The organism is Vibrio sp. Vb1026, assembly GCF_033338745.1.
GTDB lineage: Bacteria > Pseudomonadota > Gammaproteobacteria > Enterobacterales > Vibrionaceae > Vibrio > Vibrio alginolyticus.
Window position 1 is genome coordinate 357,921 of sequence record NZ_JAWOTH010000001.1, and the last position, 24,355, is coordinate 382,275.

22 protein-coding genes are annotated in these 24,355 nt (G+C 44.5%); 16 read left to right on the forward strand and 6 right to left on the reverse strand.

The window, feature by feature from the left end; genetic code table 11:
• Nucleotides 1-37 precede the first annotated feature (37 nt).
• The 3 genes from R7E47_RS01650 to R7E47_RS01660 form a co-directional block, all read right to left on the reverse strand.
• A complete protein-coding gene (locus R7E47_RS01650; RefSeq protein ID WP_053303870.1) occupies nucleotides 38-421 on the reverse strand; it encodes a VOC family protein in 384 nt (127 codons plus the stop codon).
• 11 nt (nucleotides 422-432) lie between these two features.
• On the reverse strand, nucleotides 433-1,362 hold the full coding sequence (locus R7E47_RS01655) for a LysR family transcriptional regulator (protein WP_033906703.1): 930 nt from the start codon (nucleotides 1,360-1,362) through the stop codon (nucleotides 433-435).
• Between the two features lie 77 nt (nucleotides 1,363-1,439).
• Entirely contained in the window at nucleotides 1,440-1,913 is a 474-nt protein-coding gene (locus tag R7E47_RS01660) for a hypothetical protein (protein WP_064369621.1), read from the reverse strand.
• A gap of 565 nt (nucleotides 1,914-2,478) precedes the next feature.
• On the opposite strand from R7E47_RS01660, the gene R7E47_RS01665 reads away from it, so the two are divergent.
• The 4 genes from R7E47_RS01665 (at nucleotide 2,479) to R7E47_RS01680 (ending at nucleotide 6,234) form a co-directional block, all read left to right on the forward strand.
• Nucleotides 2,479-3,162: a spondin domain-containing protein gene (locus tag R7E47_RS01665; protein WP_005384002.1), complete on the forward strand. Its 684-nt coding sequence runs from the start codon at nucleotides 2,479-2,481 to the stop codon at nucleotides 3,160-3,162.
• Nucleotides 3,163-3,171: 9 nt separating this feature from the next.
• On the forward strand, nucleotides 3,172-3,867 hold the full coding sequence (locus R7E47_RS01670) for a spondin domain-containing protein (RefSeq protein WP_215810084.1): 696 nt from the start codon (nucleotides 3,172-3,174) through the stop codon (nucleotides 3,865-3,867).
• A 146-nt stretch (nucleotides 3,868-4,013) separates the two neighbouring features.
• Nucleotides 4,014-4,745 carry a response regulator transcription factor gene (locus R7E47_RS01675; protein ID WP_215810085.1) on the forward strand — a complete coding sequence of 244 codons (732 nt, stop codon included), beginning with the start codon at nucleotides 4,014-4,016 and terminating at the stop codon, nucleotides 4,743-4,745.
• A gap of 115 nt (nucleotides 4,746-4,860) precedes the next feature.
• Nucleotides 4,861-6,234 (forward strand): sensor histidine kinase, encoded by a 1,374-nt coding sequence (locus R7E47_RS01680; RefSeq protein ID WP_085569382.1) that lies wholly within the window; start codon nucleotides 4,861-4,863, stop codon nucleotides 6,232-6,234.
• Nucleotides 6,235-6,261: 27 nt separating this feature from the next.
• Here R7E47_RS01680 and R7E47_RS01685 read toward each other — a convergent pair whose 3' ends face one another.
• Nucleotides 6,262-6,777, reverse strand: a complete 516-nt coding sequence (locus R7E47_RS01685; RefSeq protein ID WP_005375091.1) for a superoxide dismutase family protein — start codon at nucleotides 6,775-6,777, stop codon at nucleotides 6,262-6,264.
• 541 nt (nucleotides 6,778-7,318) lie between these two features.
• Between R7E47_RS01685 and R7E47_RS01690 the strand changes: the two genes are divergently transcribed.
• The 11 genes from R7E47_RS01690 (at nucleotide 7,319) to R7E47_RS01740 (ending at nucleotide 21,032) form a co-directional block, all read left to right on the forward strand.
• Complete coding sequence (locus tag R7E47_RS01690) at nucleotides 7,319-8,728, forward strand: aminotransferase class V-fold PLP-dependent enzyme (protein ID WP_005375092.1); 1,410 nt, start codon at nucleotides 7,319-7,321, stop codon at nucleotides 8,726-8,728.
• A 62-nt stretch (nucleotides 8,729-8,790) separates the two neighbouring features.
• A complete protein-coding gene (locus R7E47_RS01695; RefSeq protein WP_005375093.1) occupies nucleotides 8,791-9,723 on the forward strand; it encodes a transporter substrate-binding domain-containing protein in 933 nt (310 codons plus the stop codon).
• Entirely contained in the window at nucleotides 9,720-12,050 is a 2,331-nt protein-coding gene (locus R7E47_RS01700) for a putative bifunctional diguanylate cyclase/phosphodiesterase (RefSeq protein WP_318083632.1), read from the forward strand. The genes R7E47_RS01695 and R7E47_RS01700 overlap by 4 nt, the downstream gene beginning before the upstream one ends.
• A 212-nt stretch (nucleotides 12,051-12,262) precedes the next feature.
• A complete protein-coding gene (locus R7E47_RS01705; protein WP_205391361.1) occupies nucleotides 12,263-13,456 on the forward strand; it encodes a glycine C-acetyltransferase in 1,194 nt (397 codons plus the stop codon).
• Between the two features lie 44 nt (nucleotides 13,457-13,500).
• On the forward strand, nucleotides 13,501-14,532 hold the full coding sequence (gene tdh / locus R7E47_RS01710) for an L-threonine 3-dehydrogenase (RefSeq protein ID WP_005383983.1): 1,032 nt from the start codon (nucleotides 13,501-13,503) through the stop codon (nucleotides 14,530-14,532).
• A gap of 389 nt (nucleotides 14,533-14,921) precedes the next feature.
• The gene (locus R7E47_RS01715) at nucleotides 14,922-15,467 is read left to right on the forward strand and encodes a spore coat U domain-containing protein (RefSeq protein ID WP_005375099.1); all 546 of its coding nucleotides are present in this window, start codon (nucleotides 14,922-14,924) and stop codon (nucleotides 15,465-15,467) included.
• A gap of 39 nt (nucleotides 15,468-15,506) precedes the next feature.
• Nucleotides 15,507-16,004, forward strand: a complete 498-nt coding sequence (locus R7E47_RS01720; protein WP_017635493.1) for a spore coat U domain-containing protein — start codon at nucleotides 15,507-15,509, stop codon at nucleotides 16,002-16,004.
• A 20-nt stretch (nucleotides 16,005-16,024) separates the two neighbouring features.
• The gene (locus R7E47_RS01725; protein WP_025768578.1) at nucleotides 16,025-16,780 is read left to right on the forward strand and encodes a molecular chaperone; all 756 of its coding nucleotides are present in this window, start codon (nucleotides 16,025-16,027) and stop codon (nucleotides 16,778-16,780) included.
• Complete coding sequence (locus R7E47_RS01730; RefSeq protein ID WP_411913448.1) at nucleotides 16,780-19,206, forward strand: fimbria/pilus outer membrane usher protein; 2,427 nt, start codon at nucleotides 16,780-16,782, stop codon at nucleotides 19,204-19,206. Before R7E47_RS01725 ends, R7E47_RS01730 begins: the two co-directional genes overlap by 1 nt.
• Nucleotides 19,203-20,171 (forward strand): spore coat U domain-containing protein, encoded by a 969-nt coding sequence (locus R7E47_RS01735; RefSeq protein WP_205391362.1) that lies wholly within the window; start codon nucleotides 19,203-19,205, stop codon nucleotides 20,169-20,171. The genes R7E47_RS01730 and R7E47_RS01735 overlap by 4 nt, the downstream gene beginning before the upstream one ends.
• A 141-nt stretch (nucleotides 20,172-20,312) precedes the next feature.
• Nucleotides 20,313-21,032: a carbonic anhydrase gene (locus R7E47_RS01740; protein WP_042521660.1), complete on the forward strand. Its 720-nt coding sequence runs from the start codon at nucleotides 20,313-20,315 to the stop codon at nucleotides 21,030-21,032.
• Nucleotides 21,033-21,104: 72 nt separating this feature from the next.
• On the opposite strand, the gene R7E47_RS01745 is transcribed toward R7E47_RS01740, so the two are convergent.
• Nucleotides 21,105-22,208 (reverse strand): mechanosensitive ion channel family protein, encoded by a 1,104-nt coding sequence (locus R7E47_RS01745; protein ID WP_318083633.1) that lies wholly within the window; start codon nucleotides 22,206-22,208, stop codon nucleotides 21,105-21,107.
• A gap of 301 nt (nucleotides 22,209-22,509) precedes the next feature.
• Between R7E47_RS01745 and R7E47_RS01750 the strand changes: the two genes are divergently transcribed.
• On the forward strand, nucleotides 22,510-22,857 hold the full coding sequence (locus R7E47_RS01750) for a helix-turn-helix domain-containing protein (protein WP_005375109.1): 348 nt from the start codon (nucleotides 22,510-22,512) through the stop codon (nucleotides 22,855-22,857).
• A gap of 90 nt (nucleotides 22,858-22,947) precedes the next feature.
• Here R7E47_RS01750 and lldD read toward each other — a convergent pair whose 3' ends face one another.
• Nucleotides 22,948-24,087 carry an FMN-dependent L-lactate dehydrogenase LldD gene (lldD, locus tag R7E47_RS01755; protein ID WP_005383962.1) on the reverse strand — a complete coding sequence of 380 codons (1,140 nt, stop codon included), beginning with the start codon at nucleotides 24,085-24,087 and terminating at the stop codon, nucleotides 22,948-22,950.
• Nucleotides 24,088-24,355 lie beyond the last annotated feature (268 nt).

Sequence of the window (24,355 nt, forward strand, 5' to 3'; positions counted from 1 at the left end):
AATAAAAGAGCCTGCGAAGTCGAAGTGCTGGCTCTTTTTATTTCTGGTAAATCTCCAGTGGCAAGCCATCTGGGTCTTGGAAGAAGGTAAAGGCTTTGCCTGTAAATTCGTCAATACGAATTGGCTCAACTTCAACGTCATTCGATTCTAGGTAGGCTTTGACTTGCTCAACATCATCAACCAAAAAAGCGAGATGTCGCAGGCCTTGCGCTTCGGGAAAGCTCGGTCTCTCAGGGGCGCCCGGAAAGCTAAACAGTTCAACTTGACTGCCGTCAGGTAAAGCGAGGTCAAGCTTGTAGGAGTCTCTGGCTTCACGATAGTTTTCGGCAATGACTTTCAGTCCTAACACTTCAGTGTAAAAGCGTTTTGACTTTGGGTAATCGCTGCAAATGATCGCGACGTGATGAATGGCATTAAACATGGTTAGCCTCTTCAAGCATGGTTAGTATCCTCGGAGACTAAATGCTCCTTAACGAAGTCGATAAACACACGCAGACGAGCGGGCATGTATTTGGTTTGCGCATACTGCATCGCGATAGCGCCATGATAGTTACTCTTGATCATCCAATCCGGCAGAACCTCCACCACTTCTCCTTGCTCTAAAGCGTCTTTGATCACGAAGTCATGGAAGATCCCAATTCCCAAGCCAGACTTAACCCCGTTCAAGCGCATTTGAGAATGGTTGACGGCGTAGCGTCCACTCACGGCAATGGAGTGGAACGCTTCTTCTTTAAAGAATGACCAGATGTTGTCTTTGTCGTTCTCGGCAAGATAAATGCAGTCGTGTTGCTCAAGCTCGGTTGGGTGCTCAGGCATACCGTGTTTGGCTAGGTAATCTGGAGAGGCACACAAAACAAGGTTGGTCTTGCTGATCTCTTTGAGGACCAGATTCTCATCGGGTTTGTCGGTGAGCTTAAATGCGACATCAATTCCTTGGCGGAACAGATCGATCTCACCATCTGCTGCACGCAGCTTAAGCTGAATATTTGGATAACGTTCTAGGAATGGCAACACAAACGGTTGAAGCACCGAATTAAGAAATGCTTCAGGGGCAGCTACTGTGAGTGCGCCTGTTGGCTCGGCATGATCTTCCGCAGATAGCTCAACGGCTTGCTGTGCGGCATTCACCATTGCGATGCTTTGGTCGTAAACCTTTTGCCCTGCTTGAGTGATGATCAACTTACGAGTCGTGCGCTCAAACAATTTGACCGAGAGGGCTTGCTCTAATCGTGTGATCAACTTACTTAAAGCCGATGGCGTCACGCCGAGTTGTTTGGCTGCAGCGGTAAAACTGCCTTCGTTTACCACCAAGATAAACGAAGCAAGATCAGGAAGTAGGGCAATGAGTTTTGGATTAACCATAATTGTTCAGTTCTGCGCAGCGGAATAACGACATTGTCTGGTACGGTTTCACGAGGTTCAAGTGTCACCGTCTCGCTTTAACGATATTTTGCCAAAAATGCATTGAGTGCAGGCAAGCCAGATTCACCAGTATGGTATTGCTGCCAACAGTGATAAATGGCCGTTTCGTGGTCTGCAATTAACTCGATAGCTTCTCGCTCAGCGATTGAATATTGCTGTGAAGCTTTCACTTCTTCATGCCACTCTCGATACTTAACCTCATAAGGTTCTACCCACTTCAAAAGAGTCGCTACCAACTCTTGCCATGGTAAACCAATCCACTTGGTTGCGTCTGCCAAGCCTTTATCTAGCATCTCTTGGTGTCGACTTTCGATATCCATGCCATTTGTCAGCAGTACCGGTTTGAGCTTTTCTGCGGTGAGTTCTTCCACTTCAATCAAGGTTTTCCACAGCGTTTGTTGTTCACTTTGGGTGTAATGGCTCAAGTAGTGGTTGAAAAAAGCGATGCCGTAGATTTCGCCATAGTAGGCAGACAGAACGTTATGAATCATGGTGAGAATCGTGATTTAAGCAGGGAATACCGCATTGTAGGAGGGGAAAGCGCGACGTGTAAATACCTGAATATACTCAAGTGACTTCAAGATACATGGTTCAGAGCGTTGTCACTGATTCCCTATTTATCGAAAGCAAGCAAGGAAAACAACGAAGCGGAATAGCTAGCTCTTTCCAAGTTGTTTGACGAAGAAATTGCTTCAGTGGCACGCTCCCGAAGGGCGAGTTGCCTTGGTTCGCATGCTTCGTTAACAATTTTCGATTTAGAACCACTAGATTTTCAAATTGTTGCCTCGCCTTCAAACCAAGTCATCCTCGCTGAACCAAGCATCTCGAGGTTACTTGAGTATAAATAAAAAAGTGCTGCTGACAGAATTCGAACAGAACTTGTGAGAATTTTATGAGAATTCGATGAAGTTGCTGATAGATTTGCTCGTCATTCTTAGAGGCAAGAACGCAAAACGTTCGAAACGTAATGCTTAACCTACTCAAGTCACGAACAAAGAAGTAAAGCCGTACAGATGGGCTTGGGTAGTTCAACCCTCATTAAAGGATGGAATCACAATGAAAAAACGTACCCAACTCGGACTCGTCATGACTTCAGTCGCTATGGCACTAGGCTCTGCATCAGTGAATGCGGCGGAATTGGAAATCACCGTGACAAACGCAACCAAAGGCATCTACTTTACGCCACTTATTGTTGCTGCACATGGCTCTGACCTTCAAATGTTTAGAACGGGTCAAGCAGCAACGCCAGAACTAGAAGCCATGGCAGAAGGCGGTGATATCTCTGGTCTTGCTAGTGTGATTGGTAACGCTGGTGGTGCGGTAGTTGAGAACCCTGCTGGTGGCATTTTGAATCCGGGTGTTGCAACCACCTTCACTTTGGACAGTGGCGACCACGGTTATCTTTCTCTGAGCGCGATGTTGCTGCCAACTAATGACGGTTTTGTCGGTCTGGATAGCTGGAAGATTCCAACGGAAGCGGGTACATACCGAGCAACGCTAAGAAGTTACGATGCCGGTACAGAAGCGAACGATGAGCTTGCGTCTAGCATGCCAAACCCACCTTTCATTACCTTTGGTACTGGCGGCACAGGCGTTGAAGCAACGGTAACTAACGACAAAGTTCACGTGCATCCGGGTAACCTTGGTGATAGCGACCCAACTGGTGGCATCAGTGACCTAGACAGCAGCAGCCATCGTTGGTTAAACCCAGTCGCAACCATCACAATCGTTGTGAAGTAAGGGGGATGTATGAAATACAGAATCTTACTAGTAGCAGCTTCAGTCGGCTTGCTCGCCGGTTGTCCAAGCGATGATGATAACGATGTAGTGAAATCGTACCGCTACACCGTCAACGTTGCGAACTTGACTGCGAATCAACCTATGTCTCCGCTTGCGGTACTCACTCACAATGGTGACTACCAACTGTTTGAAATTGGCCAAGCTGCATCTGTTGAACTTGAGCATCTTGCCGAGGGCGGTAGTAACGCCGAACTGATTGAGTTGATGAACAGCAATGACAGTGTTTACGAAGGTATTTCGGGTAATGGATTGGTGTTGCCGGGGGCATCGGACGAAGTCACCATCACGGTTGACCCTAGTCGTTACGGTTACTTGTCTGTGGCGTCTATGTTTGTGAATACCAACGATGCCTTTGTTGGCGAAACGGGGCTATCGCTCAAATCGCTCGCAGTGGGTGAAAGCTATGAAATGAGCATGAACGTTTGGGATTCCGGTACAGAGCTAAACGATGAGCTTGCCGCAACCATTCCGGGCCCAGCAGGTGGCGGTGAGGGCTTCAATGCCGCTCGTAATGACAGTAATGACGTTGTTGCATTCCATGCAGGGGTAGTTAGCCAAGATGATGGATTAGCAAACTCAGCGCTTTCTGCGAACCATCGTTTCTTGAACCCAGGTGCGAAAGTCACCATCACTCGAGTCGAGTAACACAGGCTCCGATGACGTCTCCTTTCCAAAGCGCTTTTAGCCGAGCGCTTTATCCCTCATGGCGTCATCGGAACCTTTTTTGAAAGAATTTCTAATTTGTTCCGGTCATGTGCAAAGTGAGGATACTCGAAGGCAAGGAAAGGACCATGGAACAACAGGCAATCAATTTAGTCGCGAACATCTTGTTGGTGGAAGATGACGATGATTTGGCAGAACTGGTTCAGATGCATCTCAAGTTTCAAGGACACCAAGTATCGCGAGCCACAAATGTCGCCGATGCTAAAGCGCAATATCAGCAACAACCCTTTGATTTATTGATCCTTGACCGAGGTTTACCAGATGGTGATGGTCTAGACATTTGCCATTATTTGCGTCAGCAACAAGATTGGAGCCCAGTGCTCATGCTGACAGCCAGAGACGGTGAAATGGACAAGGTTGACGGTTTAGAAGCGGGCGTTGATGACTACATCACTAAGCCATTTAGCGTATTAGAATTCCAAGCACGAGTGCGAAACGTGCTACGCAGAGTCAGCCAAACCGCAGAAGCAAAGGTGGTAAATGAAGTCCTCGACGATGCGATGGATTTTGGTCCGCTGAGAATCATTCCGGAGTTGCACCAAGTATCCCTAAACGACAAAGACGTCACTCTTACCGCGACAGAGTTTACTTTGCTGCAGTTTCTCGCGACTCGTCCGGGCAGAGTCTACAGTAAAGATGAATTGCTCGATCACGTTTGGAACACCAGTCATTCTGGTTATCACCACACTGTGTGTAGCACCATTAACCGTTTACGCAGCAAGTTGTCGTTGTCTGATTCTGATCATCACTTCATTCAAACTGTTTGGGGTGTTGGATATAAGTTTCAGCCAAGACACTAATGCAAGAAAGTAAGTCAAAACATCAAGCCAGACAGTAAGTCGGCAGTTGTTTTCACCGTCATTTTTCAATCATCACGGGTGTTGCAAAAACACCGCTGTTTAAGGAGGCGATAGGATGAGCTTCAAATCTCGCTTGGTAGTATTTACTAGCTTGTGGTTCTGCCTCGCGGCGGTGGTGATTGCACTGACTTACAATTGGCAAAAAGAAACCATTGAGTTACGCACTAAGCAAAGCCTGCATAAAGAGCTAGCTAGCCACATGCGTGATGATAATCCACTGATGATTGGTACGGATTACAACCCTAAAGCGCTTAAGTCGATCTTTCATACGCTCATGCTGATCGGCCCTGATTTTGAAATCTACTTCCTCGATAGCCAAGGTAACATCACCACTCATGCAGCGCCGGAAGGGGCGGAGATCATGGGGAAGGTGGATCTCAATCCCATTAAGCAATTCTTAAATGACCAACCTTTTCCTATTTTGGGTGAAGACCCACGTAATCGTGGTGAGCACAAAGTCTTTTCTGTCGCGGCGATAGAGGAATTAGGCTCTACGGTCGGTTATCTCTACGTGGTGATTGGCAGTACCCGACATGACGCCATTGCCAATGCTCAAGTTGATACCCCTTACATCGCGCTAGCAGGATTGGTCTTAGTGTCCATTTTAGGCTTTGCTCTTGGGGCTTATGTGCTGGTCAAACGTAGCCTATTGAATCCGATTGAACGTGTGACCAAGCAACTTCAACAACAAGCTGAACATGATTTCCGCCTGCAACCTGATTTTACTCACCAAGTACCGGAGCTCGTGCCGATTGCGCACTCTTATCAGATGATGGCGAAGCACATTCAGCAGCAGTTTTTACAGTTGGAGTATCAATCGTCTCATCGTCGTCAAAGCTTGTTGCAGCTTAGCCATGATTTAAAAACGCCGTTATCGAGCGTGCTTGGCTATTTGGAAACGTGGCGTTTGCAACATCCGGAATCTGATCCTTTGATTGACGTCGCTTTCCGAAATTGTGAGAAGCTCTCAACTCAATTGCATTCTTTGTTAGACGCCGCGCGCAAAGAAGCTCCAATGCCAAATTACGAGTACCGCCCCGTAGATCTTGGCGCGTTGATGGCAGAATGTGCCGAAACGATGCAGAGCCAGTTTTCTCGTAAAGAAGTGGTGTTGAAAGTGGATATCGATAACGAAATCCAAACCGTGGGTGATAAAGGACTCTTAGAGCGGTTGGTGTTGAACCTGCTTGAAAATGCATTGCGCCACAGCCCAATCGGCTCGGAAGTGCATTGCCAAGCGCATTTGAGTGAGGATAAGTCGCGCATCCACTTTACCTTCGTCAATCACATCGAGGAAGAAGCGGAGGGCGGTTCTTTGGGGATCGGGACGAAGATTGTCCAATCGATCTTAATGCTTCACCACAGCTACCTTGAGACCAATGCAACATCCTCTCAATATCAACAGAAGTTCACACTTCTCGCAATCTAAAGAGAAGTGTGAGACATAAGTTAATGTTTATTCAATAACACCACATACGACGCGAGCGCCGCCACCACCTAGCTTACTTGGGTGATCGGAGTGATTGTCACCACCTGCATGGATCATTAACGCTCGACCTTTTAAATCCGATAATTTTAGGCGAGGCGCGACAACTGGCTGATTGGCATTGCCGTCCATGTCCACATAGAGTGGAGGCAAGTCGCCTAAATGATTGTCATCGGTCCAAGGATAGCCATGCTTCCCTGTGTTGTTAGGATCATAATGGCCACCTGCTGCGCCGCCTAATACGGTTTTGTCATCCTTTTCTATGCTATCGCAAGATGGATTAGTGTGAACATGGAAACCGTGCACACCTGCTGACAAACCTGATAATTGAGGCGTAAAAACAACGCCATAATCACTTTGTGAAATCTCAATGGTACCAGCGCTCTCATTGGTGTTGAGAGCAGTCATTTCTACCGTTTTTGCTAGCGCGTTAGGGGCGGCGACAAGAGCGGATGCAACTGAAATGCATAGCAATCCTTTTAACATGGGACCTCCTTCTTTTAGGGTGTACGCTCAAGCACATATTAGTGAAAACCTGTTTTACTTATGTCTGTTGAGCGGTGAGTTTATGTCATAGAGTGATGTGTATCACTTTATGGTCTTAAACTGATATCTCGATCCGAAATCAGCTTTCTTTTATTTAGTCTTAACATGTTGAGATCGTTAAGATATAAAAAGAATAGACGCCAATCTTAAAATAGCCTGAATATTTTTAAATTAACGCAAAGTTAAATTTTTAATGACTTTATAACAAAGCTCATAATTGTTTTATAAAGAATTTGGTGGAATTGTCCGCAATAAAGAATAATCAAATTAACGAATATATTAATGTGAACATTGTTGTTTATAGATTTGTGGTCAAACTGTTGCTTATATCATCAAATAAGATAAAAAATTGGAACTAAAGTCACTTAATGGCAGAGGAAAAAATTAAACTCTGATTGTAATGGGTAATAATGTTTTAGTAACAGATAGTTACGCACTTAAAATTAATAATATGGCTAATTTCCGACAAGGATTGAAAAAGATGAAAGACAAGGAATCTATTCAGACTAATAGCAGCCGCCGTAATTTTCTGAAAGGCGCAACAGGAGCTGTTGTTGCTGGTGTGAGTGCTTCCGCTTTCTCAGGCGTAGCTCAAGCACGAGAACAGAAAATTGATTGGAGCAGCCGCGGGCTAGGTAGAAAACATGATAAGCGCTTCTGGCGTAAAGTGCGAAGACAGTTCGTTTTGGACAAACGAACCACTTACATGAACATTGGTACAACAGGTTCAATGCCAAAACATGTTCTTGAAGATTACGAGCATAACAACAAGCTAGTGGCTAAATATCCTTGGGATATGAAAGGCAAATTTGGCTCTTGGCCGTATGTTTCTGAGATGGTTAAAGACGTCGCACCAGGTTTTGGTGCTAACCCAGAAGAGATCATTCTCAGCCGCAACACTACTGATGGCTTATGCTCGATCATTAATGGCTTACACTTTGAACCAGGTGATGTGATTCTAACGACACACCATGAACATATTGCTGCAACATCACCTATGAACGTAGCGAAACATCGTTTTGGTGTGGATGTGGTAGAAATTCAACTACCAGTATTTACTGGTACCGAAAACGTTTCTGAGCAAGATTACATTCAAGCGTTCCGAGACGCGCTTGATGCGAATCAAAACGTTCGCCTAATTGTTTTCTCTCATATCACATACAAAACAGGAACCGCGCTACCAGCAAAAGCCATTTGTGCTTTAGCAAAAGAGTATGGTGTACCTACTCTTGTTGATGGCGCGCATACGGTCGGTATGTTTGACCTTGATTTCCACGATATGGATTGTGATTTCTATGCAGGATCTGGTCATAAGTGGCAGTGTGGTCCGGGCGCGACAGGTATTCTGTATGTTCGTGATAACGGTAACCGTTTGAATGAGTATTGGAGTGACCGAGAGAACCCGTTATGGTTGATCAACTCCTCACTTTCTCATGCTGATTACCTAGGTAAACAGCTGCAAATGCAATACATTGGTAACGATAACTATCCTGCGAAACAAGCACTAGTTGATAGTTGCAAAATGTGGGATGAGATTGGTCGAGACCGTATCGAAGAGCGAGTTGTAAGCCTTGGTAGTTTATGTAAAACCTTGCTTCAAGAGTACTTACCACAAGCCAAAATGTATTCACCAAACGTGGAAGGCTTAACCAGTGGCTTAACGACGGTTAACCCGTTCTCCGATGTAACTAATGAAGAGATACTGACGGAATTCCGAGATCGTTTACGTGAAGAGTATGGTTACATCATCCGTACGACTAGCTTTAAGCTGCATAAGGATGATGACTTTGATACTTACGCGCTGCGTATCTCTACGCATTTGTTCCATGACGAACAAGATGTGGAAGGGCTCGTAGTGGCGATGACGAATTTGTATTACTCGTCGTTCTAACATCGTTGTTTATCACTCAAGCGCCCATTATTGGGCGCTTTGTGAAAGGTAAGGATATTATTATGTCAGTCATAACATTCAAAAGAACTTTAGCGACGGTGGCGCTCATGGTTACCTCTGTTGCGTCGTCTGCCGCTTGGTCAGACGATTTACAACAAATCCGTGAACGCGGTGTACTGCGTCACATTGGTGTCCCGTACGCTAACTTTGTCTCCTATATTGAACAAGGTGAAGTGGAAACTTTGACTGGCTTGGATGTAGAGATAATAAAAGGTTTTGCCAAGTCGTTAGGTGTTCAGTACCAGTATGTTCCAGCACAGTGGAGCGACGTGGTTGGTAAGTTGACAGGGCAAAATGTGCAATATCACAACAAGCAGGCTGTTGTCGGAGAAAGTGTTCCAATTGAAGGCGACTTGATCGCAAATGGCGTTACTATTCTTGATTGGCGCTCTGAGGTTGTCGATTTTTCACAAGATTATTTTCCTTCAGGTGTATGGTTGGTTTCCAGATCCGACTCTAGTCTGAGCCCGATTAAACCAAGTGGGTCGGTCGATGAAGATGTTAAAAACGTCAAGCAGCTGATCGATGGTCGCGAAGTGTTAGCTTTAGAACATTCTTGCTTGGATCCTAACCTTTATGACTTATATGACACAGGTGCAAAAGTTATATTACCTGATGGGGCGCGTCTCCTTAATGAGATGGTTCCAGCGATAATGAAAAATGATGCGGAAAGCACATTATTAGATGTTGCGGATACGCTAATTGCCCTCGAAAAATGGCCGGGCGAAATAAAAGTCATTGGCCCTATATCTGAAAATCAAAAAATGGCTGTTGCATTCCGTAAAAATTCCCCTGAATTACGCAAAGCATTTGATCGTTATTTAGACTCGATAAAAAAAGACGGTTCATACGAAAAATTAGTAAAAAAATACTATCCATCTATTTACTACTTTTATAACGATTACTTTATAGAAGATAAAAAGAAAGTCCGATGAATAAGGCCGTTAAAAAATTTTCCAGTAAAAGATTTATTACAATAAGCGCAATATTAGTTTCAATTTACCTAGCTATGCTTATTACTGTGACTAGCGTAGGTCAAAATAAATTAAAAGAATCTCAATACAGAGAACTAGATTTAAAAGTTAAAAGTTATGCAAGCACACTCGATAATTTATTTACCATAGCGAGTGAAGATGTTGATAATCTAGCTACAGATAAAACAATACAAACATTCTTTGGTAATTTAGCTTCTGGAATGTCAATGGAGTATGGGTTAGGTGCCAGTTTAATTAATTTAAAGCGTCGCTTCGATGAGAAGATAGACAGTAAGCTAATTAATAGCAGCCAAATCTATAAAAAGCTCACGCTGGTCGGCAGTGATGGAGTCACCATTGTCACCACAGGCTCCGAAAACCTTGCCGAGCATAAGATGGACATACAAACCTTAATGACTCAACACGGGCATCCCGAAGAGGTTTGTGCGACGCGATACAATAATGACGTTCGCATTCAAGTCATTAAGCAAGTTAAGTTCTCCGGAAAGCCTGTTGCCTTTTTAATTGCCGATCTTAATAAGAATATTGTTATTGACCAACTTACTAACCAAGAACACGAAGATAGTTATAGCCGAATGGTGCTAAAAATAAAAGACGTGGAAATGGTTGTATGGGATACCATAAATAAAACACCTTCTCACAATAAGGATGAGAACTATTTCGTTTCTGAGGCTATAGACGGAAAAATTTACTTTGAAGTGCCTGTGGATAAACATCACTTCAAATTGATGGCGTGGTTCGAGCCTTTGAGTGAACGAGATATATTTACATCACGGCTCTTTATTATTGGTTTGAGTATTCTCGCCGTTATGATCGTCATTGCTTTATGTTATGCATTCATCACGAACAATAATAGGATTGAATTGAAAATTAAGCTTGAGGAAGAAAAAAAGCGTAAAGATATTCTTTCTAAACAGAATAAAAAATTAACGAACGAAATTGAACGTCGAAAAGCGTCTGAAAAAGAACTCGCCTTCCAAGCTAAATATGACACATTAACCAATTTACCTAATCGTAGTTATGGTTCCGAGCGATTGGCTTTGGAGTTAATTAGGGCATCGCGTAGTGGGTCTAAAGTTTTGGTGATGTTCATCGACTTAGACCACTTTAAGCAGATTAACGATTCAATGGGACACTTTGTTGGGGATGAAATCCTTAAACTCAGTGCTCAGCGACTGTATCAAGTCGCAAGAAAAACAGACTTATTGGCGAGAATTGGTGGGGATGAGTTTTTACTCGTCATCCCAGACTTGCCTGATAATGATACTGCAAAGCGAGTTGCTTCAAGTGTACTTTCGGCGTTTAACGATCCGTTTGTTTGGAACAACCATGAATTCTTCTTGAGTAGCAGCGTCGGAATGTCTGTGTTCCCGGATGACGGAGACAACGCTGAGCAGCTTCTTGCATGTGCAGATATGGCAATGTATCGGGCGAAACAAGATGGGCGTGATGGCTTTTGTTTTTATAACCATAATATGAACCAAGATTTGCAACGCTATTTGGATCTGGAAAATCGTCTGAGAAGTGCGATCTCCAATCAGTTGTTAGAGCTGTATTATCAGCCAATTATTGAGCTGAGTAGTGGTAAAATCGTAGGTGCAGAAGCGCTAATGCGTTGGAATGATGACAAGTACGGATTTGTAAACCCTGAAGAGTTTATCTCTATTGCAGAGAAAAATGGTTTAATTCATCAAATTGGTGAGTTTGCTATTCAACAAGCGTGTCGACAAGCGGCACAATGGCAAAGTCTGACTCCGTTGTTTGTTTCTGTAAACTTTTCTAGTGTTCAATTTAGGTACTGCGAGCGCTTACTTACGTTTATTAAACACAGCCTTGAGGAGTCTGGTCTTCCGTCAGATAAGTTCGATATTGAAGTGACAGAAAGTCTCCTCTTCAATCACGATTCTGAGCTATTAGACATGCTTAATAACTTACGAGCGTTAGGCACCAAACTTACTATTGATGATTTTGGTACTGGTTATTCTGCGCTGAGTTACTTGCAGAAGTTTCCGTTCGACCGCTTAAAGATTGATCGTAGCTTTATGCAAAATATGTTCGAGAACGACTCCGATCGCGAGCTTGTGAACGTAATCATAGCAATGGCGAAAGCGCTGGATCTTAAGATCGTCGCAGAAGGCATCGAAGAACAGCGTCATGTGGATTACCTGAAAAACCTAAACTGTGAGTTCGGACAAGGTTTCCACTATAGCCGACCATTACCTGCTAAGGACTTTGAAGCACTTTTGGCTAAGCCTACCTGGCTATAATTCCTTTTATAACAACCTCATAGAAAAGCATTAATCGAATTTGTGCCTAGGATTCATTAATGCTTTTCCACCTTAAGGTATAATCCTTCCTCCTTCCTTGAATTACACTACAATTAATTGATGAGAGATAGCCCGTGACGCCCGTCACATAAAGGCTCAACCTAATTCTAAACGAGTAAATACTCGCCAAAATAACTAGGAAGGAATTTCAAATGTCTTCTGCATTCTACCAACAGATTCAGCAGCAAATCGAAGAAGTAAAGGCGGAAGGCCTTTACAAATCAGAGCGTGTCATTACGTCTCAACAGCAAGCGGCTGTTAAAATCTCTACTGGTGAAGAAGTACTAAACTTCTGTGCGAACAACTACCTTGGTCTTGCTAACCACCCGGCACTTATCGAAGCGGGTAAAGCAGGCATGGACGAGCACGGCTTTGGTATGGCTTCAGTACGTTTTATCTGTGGTACGCAAGACATCCACAAAGAGCTTGAGCAGAAGCTTTCTAAGTTCCTAGGTAAAGAAGATACGATTCTTTACACATCATGTTTCGACGCAAACGCGGGCCTATTTGAAACTATTCTAGGCAAAGAAGACGCAATCATCTCTGACGCTTTAAACCACGCGTCAATCATCGACGGTGTTCGTCTATGTAAAGCGATGCGTTTCCGCTACTCAAACAACAACATGGAAGAGCTAGAGCAACAACTGATTGCTGCAAAAGAAGCGGGCGCTCGCCACATTCTTATCGTAACGGACGGCGTGTTCTCAATGGACGGCGTAGTAGCAAACCTTCCTGCTATCTGTGACCTTGCAGAGAAGTACGGCGCATTGACGATGGTTGATGACTCGCACGCTGTTGGCTTCATGGGTAAAACTGGTGCAGGTACACACGAGCACCACAACGTGGTTGACCGTATCGACATCATCACTGGTACGCTAGGCAAAGCAATGGGCGGCGCTTCAGGCGGTTACACATCTGGTAAAGCGGAAGTGATTGACTGGCTACGTCAGCGTTCTCGTCCATACCTATTCTCTAACTCTGTTGCACCAGCAATCGTAAGCGCTTCTATCCGCGTTCTAGATCTACTAGAAGAGAGCGGTGACCTACGTGATCGTCTATGGGAAAACGCAGCACACTTCCGTACTCGTATGGAAGAGGCTGGTTTCACAATGGGTGGTGCTGACCACGCAATCATTCCGATCATGCTTGGTGACGCAAAAGTAGCAGCAGAATTCGCAGAGCGTGCGCTGGAGAAAGGCATCTACGTAATCGGCTTCTCATTCCCTGTTGTACCAAAAGGTCAAGCACGTATCCGTACTCAAATGTCTGCGGCGCACTCTCGCGAGCAACTAGACCGTGCAATCGACGCGTTCATCCAAGTTGGTAAGGACATGGGTCTTATTTAAGATTCTAGGCCTTAGACAATAGGGCCTTTAATTAAGGTTACATTATGAAAATTAAAGCATTATCAAAGCTAAAGCCTGAAGAAGGCATCTGGATGACTGAGGTTGATAAACCTGAAGTTGGCCATAACGACATTCTGATCAAAATTAAGAAAACCGCTATCTGTGGTACAGACGTACACATCTACAATTGGGACGAATGGTCACAAAAGACAATTCCAGTGCCTATGGTTGTCGGTCACGAATACGTGGGTGAAGTGGTTGCGATTGGTCAGGAAGTTCGTGGCTTTGAAATCGGTGACCGCGTATCTGGCGAAGGTCACATCACGTGTGGTCATTGTCGTAACTGTCGTGGCGGCCGTACTCACCTATGTCGTAACACGATTGGTGTGGGCGTTAACCGCGAAGGTGCATTCGCAGAATACCTAGTGATCCCAGCGTTCAACGCGTTCAAGATCCCTGAAGGCATCTCTGACGATCTAGCGTCTATCTTTGACCCGTTTGGTAACGCAGTACACACAGCACTTTCTTTCGACCTAGTAGGCGAAGACGTGCTTATCACAGGTGCTGGCCCAATCGGTATCATGGCAGCGGCAGTAGCAAAGCACGTTGGTGCTCGCCACGTAGTGATCACAGACGTGAACGAATACCGTCTAGAACTTGCTCGTAAGATGGGTGTAACACGCGCAGTAAACGTGGCTGAAGAGAAGCTAGAAGACGTAATGGCTGAGCTAGGCATGACAGAAGGCTTCGACGTTGGTCTAGAAATGTCTGGTAACCCAGCAGCATTCAACTCAATGCTAACCACAATGAACCACGGTGGTCGCATTGCACTACTCGGTATTCCGCCATCAGACATGGGTATCGACTGGAACCAAGTTATCTTCAAAGGCTTGGTGATCAAAGGCATTTACGGCCGTGAAATGTTCGAAACGTGGTACAAGATGGCTTCACTGATCCAATCTGGTTTGGATCTATCGCCAATCATCACGCACCACTACAAGATTGATGATTTCCAAGAAGGCTTTGACGTCATGCGCTCTGGCATGTCAGGCAAGGTTATTCTTGATTGGGAATAACTTATTCAAGTAAGAAATGCGCTCCTTTTTGGGGCGCATTTTTGTTTCATGAAGATTCTTGTTTCGGGAAGAAATGGTCGCCAATCTTTTCTAAACTTCTCGTATCGTTCTGCTACTTTTTTTAGATTTTTTCCACTCAACTTCACCCTACCTTCTAACTCATTGTCGATTCTGTATTTGGAATAAGATAATAACCATTTGTTTTTAGTGGTTATTTTTTAGCATCATATGCTTAAAAAGCGTCATTTTTAAGTTTAATGTTTTTATTTGCTGTTCGTCTTTATCCTTATCCTGCTTCTTTTTATTGTTTTACATTTTATATGCATTTGGTTTGTCATAATTGAGCTATAACTAATAAAAAGGTTACCGATATACAGTGGAATGTAAAAATGGAGCTTTATATGAAAAGATTTTATCTGATGATGCCTCTGCTCTTAACCTCATTTAGTTGGCAAGCGAGTGGAGCGTCAGTGAGCGGTACGATTGATGTTTCAATTAACCTTGTACAAGGTTGCGTGATTAATGGAAATAATGCGGTAGATGCAGCTTCTGGCGTTGGCTTTGGCTCACTCGCCTTTGGAGACGTGCCTGCAATCTTCAGTGAACAAGATGGTGTGGTAAATGGTGGTAGTGCGACGGGTATTGAAGTGCTTTGTAGTAACGGTGTGACACCGACGTTTACATTGGGCACCGGATTGTATGATGCAAGTGCGACCGTTGGTACCTACGCGATGTCAAATGGCGCGCAATTTATTGATTATACGTTGTTTACCGACTCAGACCGAAGCACACAAATTATACAAGGCGGGACGGTAGCTCTGTCTGAATTTACTAGTGCAACATCGCAAACTATTGAGCTTTTTGCGAAAGCTTACGGTACGAGCAGCATTGCCGGTACATACTCCGATACCATCAGTGTGACGCTAAGCTGGTAAAACGTGACGCTGGTTGTTAGGAGCTTTTCACTTGTCGCGATGAGTTTGTGTTCTTTAACTGTGCTGGCTGATGCGACACAAACTTTTCAGGTGTCTGCCACCGTAGATACAGGTTGTTTGATTAACGGCGCAGTACAAGAAGAAAGCGCAACCCAAGCCGGGCAAATAGGCACGTTAGATTTTGGTGAGCATTCTTCAGTTTACGCGACGGAAGTACAAGGCAGCATCACTTACAGTTCATCACTCACATTAAGTTGTACTCCGGGTATTACGATGAATGTTTCCGTAAATGGCGGGATGAATGCATTGGACGGTGTACGTAAGCTAAAGCACAGTGAAGAAGCGACAACGGTAGATTACTTTTTGTTTCAAGATCTAAATTATACGCAGGTGCTTGATATTGACACGCAATACTCCGTCGATACCGACCAAGACCCAGATAATATTCAGTTTCCTATCTGGGCAAAGGCGACAATAAATGGGAATGAAATGGCTGGAATTTATATGGATACGCTTACGCTGACATTAGAGTGGTAAGTGAACTTTGGAGGGGTGAAATGGAATTCATACTCAAAAAACTATTATTAATAACCTTCCTTTTTGTTTTTTTCTCAAATGCCAACGCTAACTCATTATTAATTTGGCCGATTTACCCCAAAATATCAGAGGAGAGTAATGCAACATCACTTTGGATGGTAAATAAAGGCAGTGTTGATTCTTATTTACAGGTGAGAATTTTTAAGTGGGAACAAAACGAAGGAGAAGATAGTTATTCAAGTCAAAGCCAGTTAATTGCAACTCCTCCGTTTGTCAAAATTGAACCAGGTGAAAAGCAGTTAATCCGCATCATCAACCAAGATGAGGCCTCTGCGGGTAAGGAGTATGCATACCGAGTGATCATAGATGAATTACCGCCAACTCAAAACCCTCAAACAGAATTGACGGAAAATGAACTCGCTGTCAAAGTCCGAATGCGTTACTCGATACCTTTGTTTATTTACGGGAAAGGGCTGACTGATACTCAAAAACCAAACCGTGACAGTGAATTATGGGGTGATTTACAGGCACAGTTTATTAAGAAAAATAATCAGCGTTTTGTTCACATTAAAAATTCAGGAAAACACCATGTTCGCTTAGTGAATTTACAGTTGAATCTACCAAATAAAGATCCTGTCGTTATTTCCGATGGACTAGCTGGCTATATTCTTCCTGAACAGTATAAGGTTTGGTCTATTCCCCATAGTAATGTCAGACCCTTGAGTTTGAGCGCGAATATTGGAGGTAAACGTTACCAAATACCATTGAAGCAATAATGAATAGATTTAATACAATGAATGCTTTCTTTTGGTTGGTATTACTTAGCGTAACGTGGAGCAGTATTGGTCTTTGTGCAAATTCAGCAAACCACTTCTCTGAGCTACCGAGTCCTGAAAATTTCTCATTAGAAAAGTTTGAGAATATTAGCCTCAATCTGGAGTTGGTGATCAATCAAAGAGCAACAGGGCTTGTTGCGAAAGTTGAGCGAGTTGGCGATCAGTTCTTTTTGCTCCGGGAGGACCTCATTTCAGTTGGGGTTGCCGCCACGTCGTTGCCTGGAACCGAAGAGAGACTTGAGGTTACGTCTATCCCAGGTGTTAACGTGCGTTACTTGCAATCGTCATTGCAACTTGCAATTGACGTACCGCCTAATTGGTTACCGATGCAGAGCTTATCAGCGCAGGATATGGGGCGATTTTCCCCGGCTCAGTTTGGGCGTGGTGGCCTGCTTAACTACAACGTATTTGGTGTGTACGAGAACGAAAGCCGACAAAAGGAGGTTTCTATAAATCATGAAGTCAGAGCCTTTTCTGAGTTTGGCGTTTTTTCTACTACCGGGATATTTAAATCTAACTTTCATCGCGATGTTCAGTCCCAGCAAAGCAGCCAGTACACTCGTTTTGATACGAGTTACGAGTACGTCAATCAAGAGAAGCGAATTCGTATGGAGGTAGGGGACTATATTGTTCGCCCTTTATCTTGGAGCCAACCAGTAAGACTGGCGGGTATTCAGTTGTCGCATGATTTCTCTATGCGTCCGGATGTCGTGACGACGCCGTTACCTGCATTTTACGGTGAGGTCACAGCGCCCACTACGTTAGATTTGTTTATCAATGGCTTTAAAACTGACTCAATGAATGTTGGGCCCGGTCCTTTCATTATTAACGATATTCCAATGCTCTCTGGTGCTGGGGAAGCAACGGTAATTGCAACGGATGCTCAAGGTAAGCAAACGGTCATGACCAGCCCATTTTTTCTCTCTTCCGATCTACTCAAGACCGGATTTACATCTTACAGTGCGAGTATTGGTGCGATCAGAGAAAATTTCGGTAATGCATCTAACGACTATGGAGACGGTGGCGTGGTTACCGCTCTGCGTCATGGCATGACTGATTGGTTAACATTAGAAGCTCAAGCTGAAGCAAAAGATGACCTGATCGTTGCGGGGCTGGGCTTTGTCGCCAATGCTTTCAACTTGGGTACGGTGGATGCCTCGTTTCGTGTGAGTAATTTTCAGGATCAATCTACCTCATATGCGCTAGGTTATAGTTATCAGTCTCGGCTGTTTAGCTTCGCTGCTCGAACTCAAGTAGAACAAGCCGACTTTTATACCTTATCTCATTTACCAAATTACGAAATGCTCGATGAAGGCAAGGACGCTTCACTCGCGTCGCGCCATCTATCACAAATCAATATGGGAGTCCGTTTGGGAGATTGGGGCTCACTTTCTGGTGGGTACTTTGATATTCAACAATCCGACTCAGATTCACGTACCCTAAATCTTACTTATAGCTACGCTCTGCCTTTTAATATCAATATGTCCCTTTCTTACAACCATAGTATTGGTGGTCAGAGTGTTACGTTGGCTCAATTCTCTCTACCTTTCAGTTCTTTGGGGGGAAGTTCGGGGCTAACGCTGAAAAGAGAGGACGATGGCGATGTTAGAGGGCGAGTGGGTTACAGCCGCCTTGCGCCAATACGAGGTGGGTGGGGCGTCAATTTAGCGCATGATATTAACGAACACCCAGAAAACCGTAAACAGGCCGATTTGACCTACCGTGCGTCATGGGCGCAGTTCAGAGCGGGGTTAAATGGCACCAGTGGCGACTATGATTATTTTGCGGAAATGGCAGGTTCGGTCTCTACGTTGGATGGAGAAATATTCCCGGCGAATGAAGTGTATGACAGCTTCGCGGTGGTGAGCACCAGTGGTTTTGAAGGTATTCCGGTTAAATATGAAAATCAAATTGTCGGAGTGACAGACGATGAAGGTTACTTACTTGTTCCTTGGGCTACGGCGTATTACACCGCCAAATATGAAATCGATCCACTTAATTTACCTGCCAATGCTGCGTTTTCTGCAACAGAGCAGTTTGCTTCGATACATTCGGGCTACGGCTACCTGTTAGAGTTCCCAATAGAGCTACAAGTTGCACTGAGCATGACGGTGGTAGACGAAAATCATTTGTTCCTTCCGATTGGTACATATGGCCGCTCAGAAACGGGCTTAACAAGCCAAATTGGTTGGGATGGTTTTACCTACTTTGAAGGCGTTGACCCAGGCCGCTACATTCAGTTTTATCCTCAAGGACAGCCGCCATGTACAGTGTTTATTGAGGGGTTGTATCAGCGTGAGAGTCAAAAAATACAAACATTGCCTGAGCAGGTTTGTATCAAAGCCGAAGAAGAGACCGCACTATGATTTTGCGCAGCTGGTTTGCTAGCCTACTTCTCTTTTTCTCGTGCTCGACAATGGCTTGTCAGCTCACGGCGGCAGCACCTTTAATCTTGTTTGGCAATGTTTCTTCGTTTACTGTTTCAAGCTCTCAGCAGCAAAGCTCAGCTCAGCCTCATGCGGGGATTACGTGTGACTTTTCTACACTTGTGTCTTTGTTAAGTGGCGACTACGTATCAGCAACGTTTAACAGTATAAATAATGGTTTGCTATTAAATGAGGATGATCCGAGTTCGGAGCTCAGCTATCAGATTTTTGGCGATCCAGGTCTTTCACAAGAGTATGTATTCGGCCAAACTTACAATTTTTTTGAAATCGGGTTACTCGATTTACTCGGGTTGTTTGGCACTCAAGCCGAGTTTCCGCTCTATGCTCGGACGGGAGTGGGTAGTAATCTTTCCGCTGGGACTTATAAAGACCAAATCACCGTATCCTGGATTTGGGATTACTGTAAGGGTATCGGGGTTCTAGGGGTATGCATTGGCCGCGCCAATGGCAGCGCTCAAAGCGTGATTACGGTTGAGTTGGAAGTGACCCCTGATTGTATGATCACAGCGCCAGATATTGATTTTGGTTCGTCCCCATTAGTGGCCGGTTTTGAACCAGTCAGTCAGGTTATATCGTTAACTTGTACCAAGAATAGTTCCTTCTCCATTGGCTTGAATGACGGCCTAAATGCGTCCGGCGGTCAGCGGCGAATGATTTCTAGTGGTCACTATTTGGAGTATGAAATCTATAAGTCATCAACGATGGAGCGCTGGGGAGGCACCAGTTCTGAACGTCGTGAACACGGTGACGTCGATACTGGCGGCTCCATTCCGGATGGTGTCACTCCACAGAATTATAATTATCGCGCGCAGATACTAACCAGCCAAACGACCCCTCCTGCAGGTACTTACACCGATTCAATAATCGTTGACGTTCAATTTTGAGCATCATGTCAATTACATCATTAGAGGCTTCTATTCCAAAAATCTTTTGTAATCATAGTTTTCACTCTGTCACTGCTTAATTTTGTGAGATTAGTATGGCTTTATTCTCACGGAATTTAACTTTCAGAAATAAGGAAAATGATGAAGAAGTCACTAACAACACTAGGTTTGGCGCTGGTATTTACAGGAACAGCTTATGCAGCAAGCTGGGGCTACGAGGGAAACCATGGGCCAGCTCATTGGGGTGAGTTTGCATCTGAGTGCGCAAAAGGTCAAAACCAGAGCCCAATCAACATTGAATCGGCGACCGAAGCGAAGCTAGAAAAATTGAATTTCGACTACGAAGGTAAGGCAATTTCACTGCTGAACAACGGTCACACTTTACAGACTGGTTTAGAAGGTAAAAACACACTCACCATTGATGGGAAAGAGTTTACGTTGAAACAGTTCCACTTCCATACGCCATCTGAAAACCATGTGGACGGTAAAGAATACCCTCTAGAAGCACACTTTGTGCATGCCGACAAAGTAGGTCATCTAGCTGTTGTCGCGGTGTTCTTTAAACTGGGTGACGCGAACCCAGATCTAGCTAAGATGCTAGCTAACATTCCAACTAAAGATCAAGATGTTACCATCAAGGTTCCATTTGATGCTGATGCCCTTATCCCAAGTGATAAAGACTACTACCGCTTTAACGGCTCACTAACGACACCGCCATGCTCTGAAGGTGTACGTTGGTTCGTGATGAAAGAAGCACAAACTATTTCTCCTGAGCAGATAAAATCTTTTTCGGAAGTAATGGGGAAAAACAATCGCCCAATCCAACCGCTGAATGCACGTATGGTGTTAACGCAACAATAACCACTTCATGCGAAGAAAAATAAAAAGCCCGCTTAAACACAGCGGGCTTGATTATTTGGGTATTGGTGAGAACTAGAAGCCGTGATCTTCTTGCTCTTCCGCTTTTACCATTTGTATAGGATCAAGCTTAAGCGTCTGAGTAGGGAACGCGATATCTGCATCGTGTTCTTTAATGATGTTGATTACCTTAAGCAGTATGTCCTGCTTAACCTCATGGTATCTCACCCAATTCACGGTTTTAGTAAAGGTATAGATAAAGAAGTGCAATGATGATGGACCGAATGTATCGAAGTTGACGATAAGTGTTTGGCGTGCATCAATGTCTTTGTGATTTTTCAGCATTTCTTTTACCGCGGTGATAATTTGCGGCATTTTTTCAGCATCGTCGTAACGAAGTCCAATTTTTTCGTAGATACGTCGGTTCAGCATGCGAGATGGGTTTTCTACGACAATGCTGCTAAACACTGAGTTTGGCACATACAGTGGACGCTTATCGAAAGTTCGGATAATGGTCATACGCCAGCCAATGCGTTCTACCGTCCCCTCTATTTGTCGGTCTGGAGAACGGATCCAATCGCCAACTTTAAATGGACGATCGAAGTAGATCATAAGACCTCCAAAAAAGTTAGACAGCAAATCCTTCGCCGCTAAACCGACGATCAAACCACCAACACCACCGAAGGTAAGTAGGCCCGATAGTGACAGACCAAATGCCTGCATTACGGTTAGAATTCCGACGGTAATAAAGAACAGGCGCGCAACCTTAGCTATCGCTTGTACTGTTGTTTCATCTCGGTTCTTTTGTTCGAGAACATGCTCTTCAACATTGGTAATGAGCCGCATAACGGTCCATACGAAGATGCTGATGATTAAAATCAGTTTCAGCGTACTTAACCAGTTTATTTTATCGTTGAGCTCGCTCTCTAATATGATGCCGATAGAGACGGTTGCTGGCCAACACCAAATGAGTGTACTGACTGGCGCTTTTAGCGCATCAAGCAACATGTCATCCCAGTGGAAGGACGTTTTCTCTACGAGCGCAGCGAGGCGAGAGCGGATCAGCCGCCAAGCTATCCAAGCTATAAAGCTAGCGAGCGTAATGAAAAGGACGCTTCCACTCCAATTTTGATGAGACGTTTCAATGTAGCTTTGTAATTCGGTAAACCACTGTGGCATATGTAACTTATTTCTAGTGAACCATGGAAGGAAAGGTAGCAGATATTACTCCTTCACCCCAGTGATTTCCTTTAAATCATTTACTTATGTCTAAACCGTCCGAGATGGACTTTTCCTTCCGATGACAAGAGAGTCACCTCAATGTTCTGTTGAGCGACCGCCTCATGCATGTTCAGAGGTACGATACCAATGATTGAGGGTTGATATTTGGACGATCAATTATAACTTCTCTGACTTATCGCTAACATTTATCTTAAGTAAGTGTGAGAGTGTATTGGCTCTTGAATTAGCGGAGGCAGATATGGAATTTACAGAGCTGGATCGAAACGCGCTCTACGACATCTGGATGTCACAAAAAGCCAAAATGCACATCACTCAAATGGAAATGGCGAAGCGCCTTGGTTTGAGTCTACACGAGTTTTCTGGCTTGTTACGTGGTAATTCTCCACTGACGCTAGGTTTTGTAAAACAGCTATGCGAGCAGCTACATGTACGTCCTGGTCAGGTGATTCCGTCTTTGACGGAGCGTGACCTATCTGCATCTGGTACCGTTTATTTACAAAATCGTGTGACGGTGGATGGCGATATCAGTAACGTGTTTATCGACGGAAACCAAGTCGTGATCGAGTACGTTCACCAAGTTAGCTAGCTTGCTCGTCAAATTATCGGGTTGAAGAGCAATAAAAAACGAGCCACTGTTGGCTCGTTTTTTCGTTTCTGTTTTGCTCGATTGCAAAGATTATGGGATTTTCACTAGCGAATCGCGTGAAAGATCCGCGATAGACTTAGCGCCAGTCAGCGTCATTGCTACACGCATTTCTTTATCGTACAGATCCAGTAGATTTTCAACGCCTGCTCCGCCTTGTGCTGCCAATGCGTACACAAATGAACGGCCAAGAAGCGTACAGTCTGCACCAAGTGCGAGCATACGAACGACATCAAGACCAGTACGAATACCAGAGTCTACGAAGATCTTAAGATCACCTTTTACCGCATCCGCAATGCTTGGCAGTGCTTTAGCACTTGAAAGTACGCCATCTAACTGACGGCCACCATGGTTAGATACCACAATGCCATCTGCGCCGAAACGTACCGCATCTTTCGCGTCTTCTTCATCTAGAATGCCTTTGATAACCATTGGGCCATCCCAAAAATCACGAATCCACTCAAGATCTTTCCAGGAGATAGAAGGGTCGAAGTTTGCGCCTAACCAGCCGATGTAATCTTCTAGCTTTGTTGGTTCGCCACGATAAGTTGAGATGTTACCTAAGTCGTGCGGTTTACCAAGTAGACCCACATCCAGCGCCCAGCTTGGGTGGCGCATCGCCTGGAATACACGACGCATGGCCGCGTTAGGGCCACTCATACCTGAGTGCATGTCACGGTAACGTGCGCCAGGAACTGGCATATCAACGGTAAACACCAGCGTTGTTACGCCTGCTGCTTTTGCACGCTCAAGTACGTTTTTCATAAAGCCACGGTCTTTAAGCACGTAAAGCTGGAACCACATTGGACGTTCAATTGCAGGTGCGACTTCTTCAATCGGACAAACCGAAACAGTCGACATAGTAAATGGGATGCCTTTTTTCTCGGCTGCTTTTGCTGCTTGCACCTCGCCTCGGCGCGCGTACATACCAGTTAGACCAACAGGAGCTAGCGCGATTGGCATTGCCAGTTTCTCACCGAAGATCTCGGTTTCGAGGCTCAAATCTGTCATATCGCGTAGGACGCGTTGGCGAAGAGCGACATCACCTAAATCGTCAGTATTACGCTTCAGCGTGCGTTCGTCGTAAGAGCCGCCATCAATATAATGGAATAGAAACGGGGGAAGCTTGGCTTTCGCGGCAGCGCGGTAGTCAGTAGAAGCTGAGATAATCATAATGGTGTCCTAGCGGTTATTCTAAGCAAAGTTGTGGAGCAATTTGCTCTTTCGTTGAGTCTTCATCGCAAAGCAGTGAAGACATCAAAATGAGTATAGTTACCTATGGTTCACTTACGTTTGAATCGGTGATGTTGGTAACCCATTTACATAATTGGTTGAAAAATTTTATTAAATCACTCAATCAGCTATGCAAACTGGAAAGGGTGACACAGCTGTCGGGGGAATTGATGTAGCAAGCTAAATCAACATGTCGGGGTAGTAGTGC